The 17,012-nt window shown below is 64.2% G+C and carries 15 protein-coding genes; 9 read left to right on the forward strand and 6 right to left on the reverse strand.

Going from position 1 to position 17,012, the window contains the following annotated elements; translation table 11 throughout:
- Positions 1 to 995: 995 nt before the first annotated feature.
- The 3 genes from IBX18_RS11040 to IBX18_RS11050 form a co-directional block, all read right to left on the reverse strand.
- On the reverse strand, positions 996 to 1,631 hold the full coding sequence (locus IBX18_RS11040) for a DJ-1/PfpI family protein (protein ID WP_194833577.1): 636 nt from the start codon (positions 1,629 to 1,631) through the stop codon (positions 996 to 998).
- A gap of 85 nt (positions 1,632 to 1,716) precedes the next feature.
- The gene (locus tag IBX18_RS11045) at positions 1,717 to 2,214 is read right to left on the reverse strand and encodes a GNAT family N-acetyltransferase (protein WP_194833578.1); all 498 of its coding nucleotides are present in this window, start codon (positions 2,212 to 2,214) and stop codon (positions 1,717 to 1,719) included.
- Between the two features lie 389 nt (positions 2,215 to 2,603).
- Positions 2,604 to 3,344, reverse strand: coding sequence for a hypothetical protein (locus IBX18_RS11050; RefSeq protein ID WP_194833579.1), 741 nt, complete (start codon positions 3,342 to 3,344; stop codon positions 2,604 to 2,606).
- A 729-nt stretch (positions 3,345 to 4,073) separates the two neighbouring features.
- On the opposite strand from IBX18_RS11050, the gene IBX18_RS11055 reads away from it, so the two are divergent.
- The 8 genes from IBX18_RS11055 (at position 4,074) to IBX18_RS11090 (ending at position 10,874) form a co-directional block, all read left to right on the forward strand.
- Positions 4,074 to 5,114 (forward strand): iron-containing redox enzyme family protein, encoded by a 1,041-nt coding sequence (locus IBX18_RS11055; RefSeq protein ID WP_306796224.1) that lies wholly within the window; start codon positions 4,074 to 4,076, stop codon positions 5,112 to 5,114.
- Entirely contained in the window at positions 5,108 to 5,401 is a 294-nt protein-coding gene (locus IBX18_RS11060; protein WP_194833580.1) for a hypothetical protein, read from the forward strand. Before IBX18_RS11055 ends, IBX18_RS11060 begins: the two co-directional genes overlap by 7 nt.
- A 46-nt stretch (positions 5,402 to 5,447) precedes the next feature.
- On the forward strand, positions 5,448 to 6,143 hold the full coding sequence (locus tag IBX18_RS11065; RefSeq protein ID WP_306796225.1) for a 2OG-Fe dioxygenase family protein: 696 nt from the start codon (positions 5,448 to 5,450) through the stop codon (positions 6,141 to 6,143).
- Positions 6,133 to 8,214: a molybdopterin-dependent oxidoreductase gene (locus IBX18_RS11070; RefSeq protein ID WP_194833581.1), complete on the forward strand. Its 2,082-nt coding sequence runs from the start codon at positions 6,133 to 6,135 to the stop codon at positions 8,212 to 8,214. The genes IBX18_RS11065 and IBX18_RS11070 overlap by 11 nt, the downstream gene beginning before the upstream one ends.
- Positions 8,171 to 8,842, forward strand: coding sequence for a LysE family translocator (locus IBX18_RS11075; protein WP_194833582.1), 672 nt, complete (start codon positions 8,171 to 8,173; stop codon positions 8,840 to 8,842). Before IBX18_RS11070 ends, IBX18_RS11075 begins: the two co-directional genes overlap by 44 nt.
- Before the next feature lie 12 nt (positions 8,843 to 8,854).
- Complete coding sequence (dapF, locus tag IBX18_RS11080; protein ID WP_194833583.1) at positions 8,855 to 9,664, forward strand: diaminopimelate epimerase; 810 nt, start codon at positions 8,855 to 8,857, stop codon at positions 9,662 to 9,664.
- An 81-nt stretch (positions 9,665 to 9,745) separates the two neighbouring features.
- Positions 9,746 to 10,183: a DUF2000 domain-containing protein gene (locus IBX18_RS11085; protein WP_194833584.1), complete on the forward strand. Its 438-nt coding sequence runs from the start codon at positions 9,746 to 9,748 to the stop codon at positions 10,181 to 10,183.
- Positions 10,184 to 10,430: 247 nt separating this feature from the next.
- A complete protein-coding gene (locus IBX18_RS11090) occupies positions 10,431 to 10,874 on the forward strand; it encodes a hypothetical protein (protein WP_194833585.1) in 444 nt (147 codons plus the stop codon).
- 101 nt (positions 10,875 to 10,975) lie between these two features.
- On the opposite strand, the gene IBX18_RS11095 is transcribed toward IBX18_RS11090, so the two are convergent.
- Positions 10,976 to 12,436: a SulP family inorganic anion transporter gene (locus IBX18_RS11095; RefSeq protein WP_194833586.1), complete on the reverse strand. Its 1,461-nt coding sequence runs from the start codon at positions 12,434 to 12,436 to the stop codon at positions 10,976 to 10,978.
- Positions 12,437 to 12,708: 272 nt separating this feature from the next.
- On the opposite strand from IBX18_RS11095, the gene IBX18_RS11100 reads away from it, so the two are divergent.
- The gene (locus IBX18_RS11100; RefSeq protein ID WP_194833587.1) at positions 12,709 to 14,253 is read left to right on the forward strand and encodes a sodium:alanine symporter family protein; all 1,545 of its coding nucleotides are present in this window, start codon (positions 12,709 to 12,711) and stop codon (positions 14,251 to 14,253) included.
- 56 nt (positions 14,254 to 14,309) lie between these two features.
- Here IBX18_RS11100 and IBX18_RS11105 read toward each other — a convergent pair whose 3' ends face one another.
- Both IBX18_RS11105 and IBX18_RS11110 read right to left on the reverse strand, forming a co-directional pair.
- Positions 14,310 to 15,929, reverse strand: a complete 1,620-nt coding sequence (locus IBX18_RS11105) for a polyketide antibiotic transporter (protein WP_194833588.1) — start codon at positions 15,927 to 15,929, stop codon at positions 14,310 to 14,312.
- A 2-nt stretch (positions 15,930 to 15,931) separates the two neighbouring features.
- Positions 15,932 to 16,852, reverse strand: coding sequence for an ATP-binding cassette domain-containing protein (locus IBX18_RS11110; RefSeq protein WP_373889178.1), 921 nt, complete (start codon positions 16,850 to 16,852; stop codon positions 15,932 to 15,934).
- Positions 16,853 to 17,012 lie beyond the last annotated feature (160 nt).

The following is a 17,012-nucleotide window of genomic DNA, read 5'->3' on the forward strand; positions in this document are numbered from 1 at the left end:
GCGAACGAGGCGGGAGATACGCACCAGATCTACGCCGGGCCAGAGAACGAACACCTCGGTCAAGAAGACTATGGCAGCCAGATTCCTCCGCGAACAAGACGGGAGGTACGCACCGGGTCTACGCCAGGCCGAAGAACCAACACCTCCGTCAGGACACGCTGTTAACGGCGCACCGGAAGAACGGCACGGCACATCGTCTTCGCCGGCGACGTCGACGGCTACTTTCCCGGCCGTCCCGGTGGGAGTGCCGCAAGCTGGCCGCCGAAAACACTAGGGCGGCCAGATACCTGCGCGAACGAGGCCGGGACGTACGCAACTGATCTACGCCGGACCGAAGAACGAACACCTCGGCCGGAAAGACTATGGCGGCCAGATTCCCGCGCCGAACGAAGCCGGGACGTACGCACCAGATCTACACCGGGCCGAACAACGAACACCTCGGCCGCAAAGACTATGGTGGCCGGATTCCCGCGCGAACGAGGCGGGAGGCAGCACCGGATCTACGTCGGGCGACGAGCGAACTCCTCGGTCGAGAAGACTATGGGGGCCAGATAGCTGCGCCGAGCGAAGCCGGAAGTATGCACCAAATCTGCGCCACGTTGAGACGTCGGCGAAAACGAACGCCCCGGTCGAAAGACCAGGGCGTTCGCAAATTATCCGTTCAGCGTGCAATCACAGCGGCGGAAACCCCGACGACCCGGTGGCCATCCAATTCCAGAACATCGCTGCACGATTGGCGAGCAACGCGACAACGTCGAGGACAACGCTTCCCATAAAACTTCCTCACATCCGACAATCTCCAGTGCAGCGCCCAGGGTAGCCGATCCAGCCCGCGCCGACCTGGACGCCAACCACAATCCCCCGGCCCACCGCAGCGGACCAGGGGGATTCCTTGCCGCCCAATGCTTTACAGGCAGTACAGCGCCTTGGCCGACGACGGTGCACAACCTCATCCCCGACCGCGCCGGGTTGGGCGTGCGATTCTGGTCTCGTTATCAGCGCTCGTGGCGGTTGGCTGCTCTGAGGTTCGCCACCAGGTCTGCGGGCGCTTTGTCGGGGGATCCGGCTTGGTAGGGAGGCTGCGGGTCGTATTCGGTCATCAGCTGCACCGCCATCGCAAACTGCTCACCGGCGATGGTTCCGAGCAGACTCAAGCCCATATCGATACCGGCAGAAACTCCGGCCGCGGTCACATACTTGCCGTCGACGACCACTCGTTCGGACGTGGGCGTCGCGCCGAGCCGGCCGAGAGTTTCCAGCGCCAACCAATGTGACGTGGCGCGGCGCCCGTCGAGCAGTCCCGCGGCGGCGAGCAGCAGCGACCCGGTACACACCGATGTAGTCCAGGTACTGGTCTGGTCGACGGCGCGCAGCCAATCCAGCAGCACCGTGTTGCTTCGCTGCTTCGTTTCACCGGGCCCGCCGGGCACCACAATGATGTCGGGCGCGTCGACCTCGTCGAACGCGCGATCGGCGACGATCGCGAGGCTGCCCGCGTTGTCGTTGCGGACCGCACCCCGCTGTTGGGCCACGAACACTGTTTCAGTCTCGGGTAACCGGCTGAGAACGTCGTAGGGTCCGACAGCATCGAGGGCGGTAAACCCGTCGAACAAGACAATCGCGATCTGCATACGGTGCTCCCAAGGAAGTTGTTCGGCCCAGTCCGATAGTGCCCGATAAGAAGGCGATGCTTCACCCGACATCGATCACTCGGCTTCAGTGGAGATATCTGACCAAGATGTCGTACTCCCCCGCTGTCGTGTGGGTAGTCCATCCTTCGTTGCGGTAGAGCCGTTGCGCCGGTTGGTTGTCGCGATGGACCCCGAGTGCCAAAGTTTGCAGCCCCGCTCGTCGGGCGGCGTCCTGAAGTTGCCGGAGCAATGCAGTGCCCAGCCCTCGACCACGAACATGCGCGGTTGTCGCGATAGTGAGTTCGGGGGTGTGGTCATCGATGAACGCCGGTGACCCGATGGAGCCGTCGAAAAGCCTCGCCCACGCCGCGCCGACGGGCGTGCCGTGTTCATCGTGGGCAATTACGCCGAGGTCGCCGGGTTTTCCCCACTCGGCGACGTAGCGGTAGGAGCCGGGGGTGTCGGGCAGGTCGTGGATGGTGAGGGCGTCACCGGAGGCATGGGCGGCTTCGATCAGCATCTCGGCCAGGAATTGCTGGTCTCGGGTGCTGGTTTCGCGGAAGGTGAATCGACTGGGTGACATGGTGGCCTTCGGTGGTCGCGGCGACGGTCCGGTCGGCTCGGATATGCAGTAACGACCGGGCCGCCGCCGCGAGGTTAGTGCGTGCAGGTGGGTCACTACCGGTTGGGCGGCCGTGGTCGAACGCCTGCCTGCGTGCACCGATCGCACGGGTGACCAGCCACGGAGGCGATCGCGATGGCTTTTCGGGATCGGGTGATTCGGTGCAGATCGCATGGAGTCTGGTGCGAAGTGCAGGATCGCTGGGATCCGGCCGCGGCGAGGAGCGATCCGAATCCTCGCGAGCCGGTTGCGTGTGCCGAGGTCGCGCCGCGCATCGACGGCACCGGCAGTCCCCGTCCACGCGCCGTTAGACGCAGCCGAGCCGCCGGTGCCCTGTCGAACCGAGAACCTCAGCGAGCCAGCGCCACCTCGTGCGCGAAGGCGAGCAAGGCGGCCAGTTCCTGCTGCTCGGACTCGTCGAGAACCTCGAAGTAAGGCTGAATCATTCGATCGGTCAAAGCCTCCGCGGCCACCCAGCGCTCGCGCTGCTCGGTCGTGATCTCCTCGTACGGTTCCGGCCAGCCGAGCAGCCGGGCCTGATCAGGCCCGTCGAGAATGGGCGATCCGGCGATCAGGATCGCCTGCAAGGGAGTCAGCAGGTTCGCGGTCAACGCCATGAAGTGCAGCCCACCACGCAGTTCGCGAAGCACGTGAACCAACTGCAGAACTCTGGCAGAGTCGTTCTGCGGCAACGGCATTGCGCGCCACCCCGCGAACAGCGCCAGCCCGGCGGGCGAGGCCGCGGTCGCGACTGCCTGCAGCAGTTCCGCCAGCCTGTCCGCCTCCGGGAACGCGACGAGCTTGCGGCGGCCGAAGTCCTGACATGCGGCGAGGTAGCCGTCGGCGGCCTCGGCGGGCGGGATCGATACCGATTCCCAGGCCGACCGGACCCGGTCCGGTGCGAAGAACCCGAACGCCGCGGTGACCACGTCGGCATCCACCTCACCGAGCACGCCGCCGCGGCCGCGGGTGTAGGGGCCGTGGAATCCGTCCACCCCGGTTGCCCGCCCGAATTCTCTTGCCTCGCGCGACATCATGAACGCCCCACCCAGCTCCAGGATGTGCTTCTTGACCGTAACCGCGGTTGTCATGTCCGTCTTCCCTGCGTCCGATTCGCCCAGTCTCACAAGCTATAGCTAACCATAGTCAGACCGATCAGTCATCACTCAGCGAACAGCGGGTGCAGCCGACGACCGAGGTCGGCAGCGCCACCGAGTTCGGACTCCGGGAGCGAATCACCATCTCCCAGTGCCGATCCGGCAGATCGCGCTGGAGCCGCGAATCGCCGAGCCCTCGATGAGCCAGGACACGCATACGGAGCGGTTGACCGCCCACAGCGAGACACCATCTTGACGGATGACGTACGGCACCAATCAACGAGAAGGACTCAATCTGCCTGCGAATGAGTACGCAAGCCCCGAATACCAGGGTGTTATCTCGACTCGGCAACGCAACCCTTATCAGCATTCACCCAACCTGAGAACGCTTCGGTGCATTCATGCCGAACGCATAAATACGCGAACTCGCTATCCCCCGGCGATTCCGGACACTCGGTTTGTTTCTGTTGCGCCGCAACATAATCGACATGTCACTCTTGACTCGGCCACGGGCGCGGCCGTATGGTCATCGCACGGCCCTATGGGGCCTCAGGAGGGTCGGCGGGGATACCAAAACCCCCTCCAGCATGGGGTATAAGCACACATCATTGACAATTGAGCAAACGCATGCGAGCACGACGTCGATTCAGGCTTTCGCCCTGAGTCTGCGCGCGAAGTCGAACTAACACATATTCATAATTGGACAACCCTATGGGGGGTAGTGTGACAACGTCGGTAGTAATCGGCCAAAATCTTTCGGCCATTGTTCAAGAAATCCAGTTCGGCCCTGCTCGATCCATTCAGGGCCGGTTCAGCGGAGACGCTGCGGCCGAGTCGGCGAACATACTGAGATCAGCCGCCGAGGATACAGTCGAGCGAGCTCGCAAAGGTTCCACCGGCGCCTTGACCGAGTTGCATCTCGCACTGGAGTCCATTCACCGATCGTATTTCACCAAGCCGCGCCCCAACGAGTCGTGGTGCAACCGGAAGGGGATTCTCGATCCGGTACAGGCGATCCTCGAAGATTTCGTCATCGAGTACGAAGACCAGTGGATGGACGAAGGGCAGATCCCTTTCACCGACGATCCCGATCAGTTCGTTCAGCAACTGAAAGAAGCGGTCCGCGCCCACCCCGCCAATCGACACCCCTTCTACATCGACTTTCTTCCGTTCAAAGCCGGCGTTGCCGATATTCGATACTACCTTGCCCAGGAAACCGCCCTCGATCCGCGATTCGACGACTTCATCGCCTTGATGCAACTGGGCTGTGACAGCCAGCAGAAGCTGGAGTTGGCCGGTAACTACTGGGACGAGATGGGCAACGGCAACGCCGCCCAGGTGCATACTTCGATGTTCGAGAACGCGATGCGCGAGGTCGGGGCGGATCCCGAGTTCGTCAACACCCACCGGCTGGTGGAGACGCTCATCTGCGGGAACCTGTCGGCGACGCTGGCGGTGAATCCGCGGTTCTACTACCGCTCCATCGGTAGCTTCGCGGTGACGGAGTTCCTCTTCCCGCGGCGCTGCGCGCAACTCCTCGAGGCGTGGCGGCGGAACAATCTCTCCGAGCGCAACGGCGATTACCACAAGGAGCACATCGGTATCGACGCCCGGCACGCGAGCGGTTTCTTCAGGAACGTCATCAAGCCGGAGATTCGCAAAGATCCGAGCGCAACCGGCGACATCTACTGGGGGGCGATAGCGCGGATGAACTCTTCGCAACGCTATCTCGATGCGCTGCTGAACGAGCTCGTCTCATGCTGATCGAGGTCGACGACAATACGCTGGCCGTCCGGAAGGGCGAGATCAGCGTCGAGTCCGCCGCGTTCCATGAATGGTGTCTGTCCATCAATATGCACACCGCCGAGCTACGCGTTTCGGCAACCGCAGCGGATCTGGACGAGAACGAAAGAGAACTCGTCATCGCCATCACCGAATTGTCGGATGTGTTCGATGTTCCGTGCACCATCACTGTCGCGCCGTCCTGTGCACCACTGATCCACCAACTGCCGCTGGCAGCCGACTTCGTCACCGTGCGTATTTCCGGCTGACCGAACCAGCCCACTTCGAGCGGGCTGCACACTGAAAGGAAGACTCGTGTCCGAACTGCAAGATCGCGGCTTCAAGTTTGTCACCCTGCCACCTGTCGGTGCTGACGTGCTTTCCAGCTATGACGAAATCGAACTCGATCCTTACATGGCGCACGGCACCAGGTACAAGCGGTTCTCCCAGTATCGGCTGAAGTTCTCCGGCGACGAGGGATGGCAATTCGAACTGCTGCCGCACCGGGCCTACTCGGCATTCAAGAAATTCAATAATGTCGCGGGCGGCATCCTTCGTGAGTACACGCCGATCGCCGTCGACTTCGTCAGCACGATCAAACACGTCATCGATCAGGAGCGCTTCCTCGACCAGACCGTCGACTGGCAGATCAACGTCCACCAGAACCGGAGCAAGACCACCACCGACAAGTCGGCGGAGCTCACGCCGGAGGGAATTCACCAGGACGGGCACGAGTTCGTGATCATCTCGATCCTGAGCAGGAACAAGGTCCGGGGCGGCGAAATGCGTCTCTGGCCCGCGAAAGACGCCGACCCGATCTGGCGCGGCACGCTCGGCGCCGGCGACGCGGTCATTCTCGACGACCAACGCGTCTATCACGACGTGACGCCGATCGAACCGGACGGTTCCACGACCGGTACCCGAGACATCCTCATCGTCTCCTTCTCCCGGTGGGACGAACGCTGGTACGGCGAAGAACACGAACAAGCGGTCCTCTCCGATGTCAGCTGAACCTGGTGACGTCGCCTCGGTTCCGTCGGCGATAAAGCTGGTTCACGGTGCCTGTCCACTGGATTGCCCCGACGGCTGCAGTTGGACGGTCACCGTCGACGGCGATGAGCCGGTGAAGCTGGCCGGGCGCAAGGATCACCCGTTCACCGCGGGTGCGCTGTGCGTCAAGGTCGGCCAGTACCTCGAACAGACCCGGTCACCGTCGCGGCTGCTGAACCCGAAACGGCGAGTGGGACCGAAGGGTTCGGGCAAATTCGAAGAGGTCGAGTGGTCCACGGCGATCGACATGATCACCGACCAATTCGAGCACGCGATCGATCGGTGGGGCGGGGAATCGATCTGGCCCTACCAGGGCACGGGAAACCTCGGCTATATCCAAGGCCTGCAGGGCAAGTCGGGCCGGCGGCTGTGGAATGCGATCGGCGCGTCGCGCCATGACATGACGATCTGTTCGATCGCCGGTCAGGAAGGCCTCGCGCAGTCCACCGGTACCTCGTTGGGAATCGACCCCGAATCGTTGGCGGCGTCTCAGCTGGTGCTCATGTGGGGTGTCAATACCGTGACCTCGGGGCACCATCTGTGGAAATTCGTCCAGCAGGCACGCAGGCACGGCGCGTGGATCGTGGCGATCGACCCGATCAGGACCCGGACGGTCAAACTGGCCGACGAGCACATCGCGCCCCGCCCCGGCACCGACGCGCATCTCATTCTCGGCTTGATCCACGAGTTGGTCGCACACGAGGCGGTCGACGTCGACTACCTCGAGTCGATGACCAACGGGTGGCCTGATTTCCGCGGCCGCCTGCCCGAATTCGCGCCTGCCGCCGTCGAAATGACAACGGGCGTACCGGCATCGGTGATCACTCGCCTCGCCGCACGGATCGCGTCGTCGCCCCCGGTCGGCATCCGCGCGGGAATGGGGTTGCAACGCCATGCCGGCGGCGGCAACGTCCTGCGGTTGCTGGCGTGCCTGTCGGCAGCGACCGGCGACTGGGGTCGCTACGGCGGCGGCGTGTCCTATTCGACCGACGGGTATTTCGGGCTCAACCGAGCGGCCCTCGACCGCGACGACCTGCAGACCCGGCCGGTGCGGGGACTATCCATGACCAGGCTCGGTGACACACTCAACGATTTGAACCTGTCGCCGCCGGTCAAGGTGCTGTTCGTCTACGGCGCCAACCCCGTGGCCAGTGCGCCCGGCCAGGCCAACGTCATCCGGGGATTGTCGCGCGAAGATCTGTTCACCGTGGTTGTCGACCACTTCCAGACCGACACCTGCGATTACGCCGATATCGTGCTGCCCGCGACGATGCAGACAGAGCATCTCGACATTCACGACGGTTACGGCCACATGTATATCGCCTGGAACGAACCCGCGGTCGTCCCGGCGGGCCAGTCGCTGTCGACGACCGAAATTTTCCGTAGAATCGCCGCCGGGCTACGGCTGCGTGAACCGTGTTTGTACGACAGCGATTTCGACATAGCATGCCAGCTGATGAACTCTACGCATCCTTCGCTGGAGGGCATCACCGTCCAATCATTGCGCGAGCAAGGATGGCAGCGGCTGAATTATCCCGACGAGTTCATCCCCTTCGCCGATGGTTTCCGCACCGCGAGCGGAAAGTTCGAATTTCCGACGAGCGCAGACTTCAGCGCACAGGTTGCCGCGGAAACATCGGGAGCGGACGCCCGATACCCGCTGTCCCTGTTGGCGACAGCCTCGCATTACACCCTCAACTCGACGTTTCTCAACAACGAGTTGCTGGCGGGCAAGTCGAGTGGGGCTGCGGTCACCCTGAACCCGGCGGATGCCGACTCCCGCGGAATCGCTGCGGGGTGCCGGGTCCGAGTTTTCAACAGCCGGGGCGAATTCAGCACCTGCGCCGAAGTCAGTGACGCGGTTCCACCGGGGGTGGTCGCGATGACAAAGGGCAGCTGGCGCAAGATCGTCGGCGGTCCGACCGTGAACGCGACGGTCGAGGAACGCGACGCCGACCTGGGCGGCGGAGCCGTATTCCACGACAACAATGTCGACGTCGCGCTACTCGACCGAAAGGACATCGATGATTGACTGGAATTTGTTCTGGCCGTTCATGCTCGCCGCGGTCGTCCTGGTGATTATGCCCGGCCCGGACATGATCTTGATCATCACGCTCGGCACTCGGCACGGCAAAGCCGCAGGAGTGGCGGCGGCCGCGGGCGTAGCCGCCGGACTCGCTGTCCATATCGTCATCACGGTGCTGGGATTGTCCGCGCTCGTGCACAAGTTCCCCGCCGTTTACCAGGGGCTGAAGTGGCTCGGCGTCATCTACCTTGTCTACCTTGCGATTTCGTCGTTCCGGGCCGACCCGGAGCCGCCCACCGGCGAGGTTTCCGACACAAAAGTACTGCGCAAGCCGGTGCTGGCATCGTTTCGCAGTGCCGCCATCACCAATATGTTGAATCCCAAAGTGATTCTCTTCAACCTTGCGTTCCTGCCGCAGTTCACCAATCCAGGCCTGGGGCATGTACCACAGCAGCTCGCCATTCTCGGGCTCGTCCTCGTCATAGTCGACTTCGCCATCGACGGCCCGATCGGTTACCTCTCGGGCATGTTCGGTAGCCGCATCGCCGAAACCAGCAACAACTACAGTCGCCGAATCAATAATGTCGCCGGGACGATATTCCTCTGCCTCGCGGGCTGGCTGGCGACGACGTGAAAGTAGCGAATAATGGTCCCCTTCACCAAGATGCAGGCACTCGGTAACGACTATCTCGTGGTCGAACCCGACCAGCTCGAGACTCCGATGGACGGCACCCTCGTCCGGCACCTGTGCGACCGGAACTTCGGTATCGGAGCCGACGGAGTACTCTTCGGCCCGACCGACCGGATCATCGAGCGTGGTGCGGACACATCGGTAGCCTTGCGGATCTTCAATTCCGACGGTTCCGAATGCGAAAAGAGCGGGAACGGCCTGCGCATGTTCGCCGCGTACCTGCGCCGCAACTATCTGCGCTCCGATAAATTCGTGCTCGAGGTCCTGGCGGGCGACTGCCCCGTCGAGATCATCAGCACAGACCCGTGGGAGGTGTCGGTGGACATGGGAATGGCGAAGTCCCTCGGTGATCTGACATTGGAAACCCCCGAGGGCACGGTTGTCACGTTCGATCGCGTCGACATCGGCAATCCGCACGCCGCCGCCTTCGTGCCGGACGCCACCGAGGAGTTGGCGCGCAGTGTCGGCGCCTGGGCGGCCCACCACCCCGCATTCGGTCCGGACGGCACCAACGTGCAACTCTGCACTGCCGTCGACAGGCGAACGTTGAAACTCGAGATTTGGGAACGTGGCGCCGGCTATACGCTGGCATCGGGCAGCAGCAGCTGCGCGGCCGCGTATAGTGCCTTCCGCGCTGGATACGTCGACAGGTCGGTCACGGTCACCATGCCGGGCGGCGAGGTCACCGTGCTCATCGATAACGACCGTATCCATTTGCAGGGGCGCTGCGAGTTCGTCGCCCACGGCAGTACTTTCGACAGCTAGCACGCAAGGTGATCATCTGGGCGACGGCAACGTCGCCGTGGCGAAAGGGACGCTCAGATTTCGGATATCGGTGGGGTTTCGGTGGCAAGCGAAATGAAGCTGTATGTCGTGATCAACAAGGTGCTTCGCGAGGAGCCAGGACGGGCGATCAACGTCGCGACCCACGCAATGGCGGGACTCGTCGCCAAAGCCGCATGCAAGGCGCCCGACTTGCTACAAGCGATGGCATTCATCGACTACCCCGACGCGTCGGGCACCTCGCACGACTTCATCTCCGCCCATGGGCTGATCGTCCTGTCGGCCAAAACCGGTCAGCTGAAGACACTTCGGCGCACCTTCACCGAGCAGGATGTCCACTCGATCGACTTCTGTGACGGCATGCTCGACGGATCGACCGAGGAACAACTCGCCCGTGTCGCGGCAACGCTTGCGGAAGACATCGTCCCGCTGTGCGTCGCGGCGTTCGGGCCGGTGGACACCATCGACCCGCACACCCGCCGACTGTCACTGTGGCGGTAGCGCAGGGCCCGTTTCGGGTGTACTGATCCGGTATTCGAGCTGATCTCCACAATGGAGGAGGCCCCCAGCTCCGCGGCGAACGAGGCAGGATTCCGATGCGCCGCGCCATCCGCGCCGTCTGTGATAGAACGATGCTGGCTAACGACTTCCCGTCCAAGGGATCGCTCTGTCGCCTACAGGGTCGGCGCTGATGCTTCGAATTCGATCAGGAACAGCCCGGCTACTGTCATGGCTCCGGAATCGCTTGGTGCCCGCGACGGGCCTGCGTGCGTCGCCGGTCCACATCGCGGTTGTAGTGGGCGTGCTCGTCGCCGTTGCGGCCGGGTTGGGGTCTTATGCCGTCGTCGCCGCTGAGTCGCGTTCTGAGGCAGGCAGATACAAGGTGGAAGCGACGATCGCCGATGCGCCGCAGCGGGTCGCGCCGTATCGTTATCACGCCCGGGCGGAGTGGCACCGCAGCGGCCGAGACGCAACGGCGACCGTCGCTGTGCCACGTACCGCGGCGCGGGGCGACAATCTGACCGTATGGCTGGACTCCGACGGTGTCCCGGCCAGCGCTCCGATGACCATCACGCAGGCAGTGATGGCCGGAATCGGCGCAGCGGTCGTGACATTGGTGACGGCCGGCATCGCCGCCTGGGCATTGGTCTGGGTGTTCCATCGGCGGCACCGGCGCGCCGGATTCCCATGACCGCCACGTCGGCGCGACCGCACAGCACTGCCACGGACCGCGCGTCGACCCTGTCATTTTCCGGAGCGTCAACCGGGCGGCGTATCAAGTGGATGGCGCCGTCACCCTGGTTTGACCGCGGCTGCCAGCTTGGTCTGTTGTTCTCGGCTTGCCAAGTCGGACAACGTGTTTTCGATGTGCGGTGGCACATCGGTGATCGTGAGATCGACACCGTCTCGGTCCGAGTGGTCGATGAAAGTCAGCAACGCCTTGGCCCCCGACATGTCCAGGTAGCTGACCTTGGCCAGTGACACGGAAAGTTCGGGTTTGTCCTCGCGCAGGTTGCTGAACACGGCGTCGGTGGACAGGAAGGACAACGGCCCGTGGATCTGATATGCGTTGTCGTCCTTGACGATCAAGGCCTTTCGCTGCCGCGACTGCACTAGATGCACTGCGACAGCAAGCGTGACACCGACCGCGACCGCGACGGTGAGATCGACGATCACCGTGATCGCCATGGTCACGAACAACACGACCACATCACCTTTCGGGGAAACGTGCGCCTTGCGCATCGTGTCCCAGTCGAACATGCCGACGGCGGTGACGATCAGGATGCCCGACAGCACCGCCAGCGGGATGTACTGGACGACGACGCCGAGTCCGGCCACGAAGATCAACAGCACGACGCTGTGGGTCGCCGCCGAGAATCCGGTGCGGCCACCGCTTCTGATGTTCACCACCGATCGGACGGTTGCTCCGGCGCTGGCCAGACCGCCGAACAAGCCGCTGGCGATATTGCCGAGGCCCTGCCCGATGAGTTCTTTGTTGCTGCGGTGTCGCGTGCCGGTGATGTTGTCCATCACGACCGAGGTCAGCAGCGAGTCGATCGATCCGAGCAGCGCGATGCTCAACGCGGGCAGCAGCAGGCTGACGATCAACGATCCGCTGAGCTCTGGTGTGTTGATGGTCGGGATGGCCTCGGGAATCTTGCCGATGTAGTCGACCGCGGTGTTGAGCGGCACCGGGCCGACGGTGACATTCGTGAGCCAGTCCGCGGTCAGCGGCAAGAGCGCGGTGATGATCACCAGCACGATCAGGCTGGCCGGAATGGACTTGATCAGCCGTGCTGATACGAGCATCAGCACGATGGTGACCGCGACCAGCAGGAAGCTCTTCTGCGCTTGATCGAGCTCGCCGAGAATGATGATCAGCGCGATACCGCCCATGAAGCCCGAGACCACGGGGTGCGGGATGTAGCGGATGAACGATCCGAGCCGGCAGAGCCCGAACAGGATCTGGAACGCACCCGCCATGATGAACGCGACGAACGCCGATTCGAGTCCGTGGGCGGCGATCACACCGGTGGCGACGACGGTGATCGGGCCGGTCGGGCCGGTCACCTGGCCTGGTGTGCCACCGAACACCGCTGCGAAGAACCCCGCGAAAATGGCACCGTACAAACCGACCAGCGCACCTTCGGGCGTGCCGGTCGCGGTGATGCCGAAGGCGATGGCCAGCGGCAGCGCGACGATCGCCACGGTCAAACCGGACACTGCCTCAGCGGCGAATCGTTGCAACCCCATGCGAGCACCACATCCCCACTGGCAAAACTCGAACCCGACCCACGATGGGTCGAGTTGCCGACCAGACTTCCCGGCGCTCCACCCGTAAAGATGCCGTAAAGACCCAGCAAAGACAAGCGCGCTACGCGTGGGGATCTTGGTAGCACGGCTCTCACCGACCGTTATCCGATCGATCTGGACGACCTAACACCGCTGTGACCGGTTTGTAACAAATGACCGCCTGTTTCGTGGGACGATCTCCGGCGATGTCGATCGTTCGATAGGAGCCCGTCTTGACCGAATTTCTCGCCGCGATCAACGAGTACATCTGGAGCGATGCGCTGATCTACCTGTGCCTGGCCGCTGGGGTGTACTTCTCGATCCGCTCCAGATTCGTTCAGGTACGCCAGGTTCCGGAGATGATCCGGCAGATGCGGAACGGGGAGACCTCGCCGTCAGGGGTGTCGTCGTTCCAAGCACTCGCCATGTCGCTGTCCGGCCGGGTCGGCACAGGCAATATCGCAGGCGTCGCCACCGCCATCGCCTTCGGCGGGCCGGGCGCGCTGTTCTGGATGTGGGCCGTGGCCTTCCTCGGCGCTTCTACCTCGTTCGTCGAGTGCACCCTCGGCCAGATCTACAAGACCCGCGACAACCTCACCGGCGAGTACCGCGGCGGGCCTGCCTACTACTTCAGCCGAGCGATGGCGCACACCAAGGCAGCCCCGGCGTTCAAGGTCTACGGGTTCGTGTTCGCAGCGGTGACGGTACTCGCCTGCGGCCTGCTGATGCCCAGCGTGCAGTCGAATTCGATGGCCTCGGCCATGCACCAGGCCTGGGATATCTCGGAATGGACAGTGGCAGTCGGCACGGTGATCGTGCTGGCCTTCGTGATCATCGGCGGCGTCAAGCGCATCGCGGCGTTCGCCGCCGTCGTGGTGCCGTTCATGGCGATCGTCTATATCGCGGTGGCGCTCGTGATCGTCGTCGCCAACGCGACCGAGCTCCCCGGTGTGCTGCGCTTGATCTTCGCCAGTGCGTTCGGCGTCGACTCGGCGTTCGGTGCGATCATCGGATCGGCGGTCATGTGGGGCGTCAAACGCGGCGTCTACTCCAATGAGGCCGGCCAGGGTACCGGCCCGCACTCGGCTGCGGCGGCCGAGGTTTCCCACCCGGCCAAGCAGGGCTTGGTGCAGGCGTTCGCCGTCTACGTCGACACTCTGTTCATCTGCACCGCAACAGGTTTCCTGATCCTGTCGACGGGCGCGTACCGGGTGTTCGAAGGCGAATCGGCGACCGGCCGAGTGCTCGCCGAGGGCGGTGCGCTGCCCTCGGACGCCGCGGTCGGACCGGCCTTCGCCCAGGTCGGGTTCGACACGTTGTGGAGCGGCGCCGGAGCGACATTCGTCGCGATCTCGCTGGCCTTCTTCTGCCTGACCACGATCATCGCCTACTACTACATGGCGGAAACGAACCTACGGTTCATGCTCGGCAAGTACGCGACGATCCCGGTGCCGCTGATCCGCGGAACAATCGGATCCAACGTCACCCTGCTGCTGCAAGCGCTGATCCTGGTCTCTGTCGCCGTCGGCGCAGTCTCAACCGCGACCGACGCGTGGACGCTCGGCGATATCGGCGTCGGACTGATGGCCTGGCTCAACATCGTCGGCATCATCATCCTGCAACAGCCCGCGTACAAGGCGCTGCGTGATTTCGAACGGCAGCAGAAGGCGGGTTTGGATCCGGTATTCGATCCACTGACACTGAACATTCCCGGCGCCACGTTCTGGGAGACCTACCGCCGGAGTCCCGACAAGGACCAGGTGACGACCAAGGTGTAACCGAAGGCGGTCAGGTACACGAGGGTGTACCTGACCGCGTCTTCAGAGCGATGGCATCACCCTTGCAGGTCGCGTCGGGCGTAGCCGTACATTCCGATCGCTATCGCGGCGATGGTTATGGCGGTCAGCGTGGTGCCGGCAGCCCAATTCGGTGCGGTATCCGGGACGGCGGCGAGGTGGGCGAAGGGCGAGATCTGCCGGATCCAGCCGGGTGCGCCGGTGCTCTGGGCCAGGACGTCGAGCAGGAACCCGCCGACAACGGGTATCGCACCGATCACATCGACCGCGTCGGGACGCCAGCCCAAGGCCAGTACCGCGGCGCCGAGGGCGAGCAGGGCCACCGGAGCCACGTTGGCGGCACCGGCGAGGGCATCACCGAGAGTCAGCGGCGCACCGGCGAGTACCGCGCCCGCCCACATCGCGCTCGCCGCGGCGACCAGCAGGACCACCAAACCACCTACGGTGACGGCGATTTCGGTTCCCGCCGAGTAATAGCGCGACAGCGGCAGCGCGTGCAGGGCGGTCCAGCGGCGTGCCTTCTCGTCGGCGACCATGGCGGAGATACGACTTTCTGCGTAGCCCCCGGCCGGCAGTGCCAGCAGAGCGAACATCGCCGCCGCGAACCCGGCGGCCGAGCCGAGGCCGCCGAAACCAGCTGTCGCGGCGAGTTCGGCGAAACGTGGGTTCTCGTCCATGAATTCGAGGATCGAGGAGATCAGCGCCCCGATCAGCAGGAAGTAGGCGCCGATACCCACTGCCCACCCGGCAGTGGGCGCTGCGGCACGCCGAACTGCGAATCCGGCCACTGATCCGAGCAGGCGGGTACGCGGAGCGCGAGTGCCGGACACGACGATCACCGCACCGCCGAGGTCGCGGCGCGCAACGACGGCGAACGCGCTCGCAGCCGGGACGACAACGAACAGCAACAGCACGAAAAGCGGTGCGACGCGGTTGTCTGCGTAGGGCGCGACCCGGGCGGCCAGGCCGAACGGGGTAAACCACGCCGCCCAGGCGAATGCGGCGACACCGTCGGCGAGCATCCGCAGCAGCAGACCAACTCCTACTACAGCCGAGGCGAGCCAGGTGGCCGCGGCTCGCGACGAAACCAATTGCGCCGTCAGCAATCCCACGCCGCCGAAGGTCGCGGTGGTGCCGAATACGCAGGCGGCGTGCAGGAGTGCGCCCAGTGCGTCGGTACCGGTGACGACCAGCGCGGTCCCGACCCCGACCGCGATCACCGCCGCGGCCAGCCACAGCGTGCCGGTTACCCGCACGAGCAGATCGAGCGGGCGTAGCCGACCGCCGAGCAGCAGCTCCCAGTGCCCCGCGTCCTCCGCACCGCGGGTGAGCCGGGTGGCGGCCAGCAGTGCCCACACCCCGCACAGCACCAGAATCGGCGTGCCGGTGCGCCACACGGTGAATCCACCGGGATCCGACAGAGCCAGCGGCGGACCGAAAAGCACTCGGATGGCCGGGTTTTCAGCCAGCGCGCGGATCGCGCCGGAGTCGACGGTGTCGGCGAAGGTGGTGCGGTATTGAAAGGCGACCAGCGCTGACATACCGGCGGCGACAGCCGCGACGAACAGTGCGCCGCGCTGGGTTTGGCGACGGGTGAGCCGGGCGACCGCCCGTCCTGGCGCGAATACACCTCCCGGCAAAGCTGTCGAGGTAGCCATCGTCACGCCTGCCCGTAGTAGTCGAGGAAGATCTCCTCGAGGCTGGGCTCACGCGAGGACAACGTCGTCACCTGCGCGGCCGACAGCGCGCGCAGCGCAGGCGCCGCCGACCCCGAGACCGTGAATCGGAGCCGGCCCGACTCAGGCGCTTCGACACCCTCGACACCGGCTACCCCGTCCAGCACCGGCGCTTGGCCCTCGTAGGTGACCTCGACGATGGTGCGGTGCAACCGGCGCAACTCGGCCAAGGTCGCGGTCTGCACGAGCCGACCGGCGCGCAAGATCGCCACTCGATCACACAGCGCCTCGACCTCGCCGAGCTGGTGCGAACTCAGGAACACGGTCTGCCCCCGATCACGGGCCTCACCGACGCACCGCCGGAACTCGTGCTCCATCAACGGATCCAGCCCGCTGGTCGGCTCATCGAGAACCAGCAGCGGCGCCCGCGAGGCGAACGCCGCTATCAGCGCGACCTTCTGCCGGTTGCCGGTCGAATAGGCCTTGCCCAGCTTGTCGACCTCCAGGGCGAACCGCTCGATCAACTCCGCGCGATACGCCAGATCGGTGCCCGCACCGATCCGAGCGAGCAGCTCCAACATCTCCGCACCGGTCAGCGACGGCCACAAGGCCACGTCGGCAGGCACATAAGCCAGGTGGCGATGCGCACGCCGCACATCGGCGGCGTCGGCATCGAATACCCGCACGATCCCCGCCGAGGGCCGGATCAGACCGAGCAGCAACCGGATGGTGGTCGACTTCCCGGCACCGTTGGGGCCGAGGAACCCGAACACCTCACCGGTGGCGACCGAGAGGCTCAGCTCATCGACCGCGACGGTACGGCCGAACCGTTTGGACAGATGCTCGATCGAGATAGCAGAACAGGTAGTGGTGGCGTGCACAGGCAACGCCGAAACAGCAGACACGGAAGCCCTCCGAGGTCAGCGAATATGACATGCCGACCAGACTTCCCGGCGCTCCTGACACCAACGCTACGCCGCCACGGCAGGCACCGTGGGCTTTTGTCAAGCGCCGCAACCACAACGGCGAGAGATACCGATCTCCCCCGCTGCTGCGGCCGGTAGC

The sequence above is a fragment of the Nocardia sp. XZ_19_369 genome (genome assembly GCF_015355715.1).
In the GTDB taxonomy this organism is placed as follows: Bacteria; Actinomycetota; Actinomycetes; order Mycobacteriales; family Mycobacteriaceae; genus Nocardia.

Coding starts and splice junctions, on each gene's coding strand:
- IBX18_RS11040 (WP_194833577.1), bottom strand. CDS start 1,631: ATGCAGATCGCGATTGTCTTGTTCGACGGGTTTACCGCCCTCGATGCT.
- IBX18_RS11045 (WP_194833578.1), bottom strand. CDS start 2,214: ATGTCACCCAGTCGATTCACCTTCCGCGAAACCAGCACCCGAGACCAG.
- IBX18_RS11050 (WP_194833579.1), bottom strand. CDS start 3,344: ATGACAACCGCGGTTACGGTCAAGAAGCACATCCTGGAGCTGGGTGGG.
- IBX18_RS11060 (WP_194833580.1), top strand. CDS start 5,108: ATGCTGATCGAGGTCGACGACAATACGCTGGCCGTCCGGAAGGGCGAG.
- IBX18_RS11070 (WP_194833581.1), top strand. CDS start 6,133: ATGTCAGCTGAACCTGGTGACGTCGCCTCGGTTCCGTCGGCGATAAAG.
- IBX18_RS11075 (WP_194833582.1), top strand. CDS start 8,171: ATGTCGACGTCGCGCTACTCGACCGAAAGGACATCGATGATTGACTGG.
- dapF (WP_194833583.1), top strand. CDS start 8,855: ATGGTCCCCTTCACCAAGATGCAGGCACTCGGTAACGACTATCTCGTG.
- IBX18_RS11095 (WP_194833586.1), bottom strand. CDS start 12,436: ATGGGGTTGCAACGATTCGCCGCTGAGGCAGTGTCCGGTTTGACCGTG.
- IBX18_RS11105 (WP_194833588.1), bottom strand. CDS start 15,929: ATGGCTACCTCGACAGCTTTGCCGGGAGGTGTATTCGCGCCAGGACGG.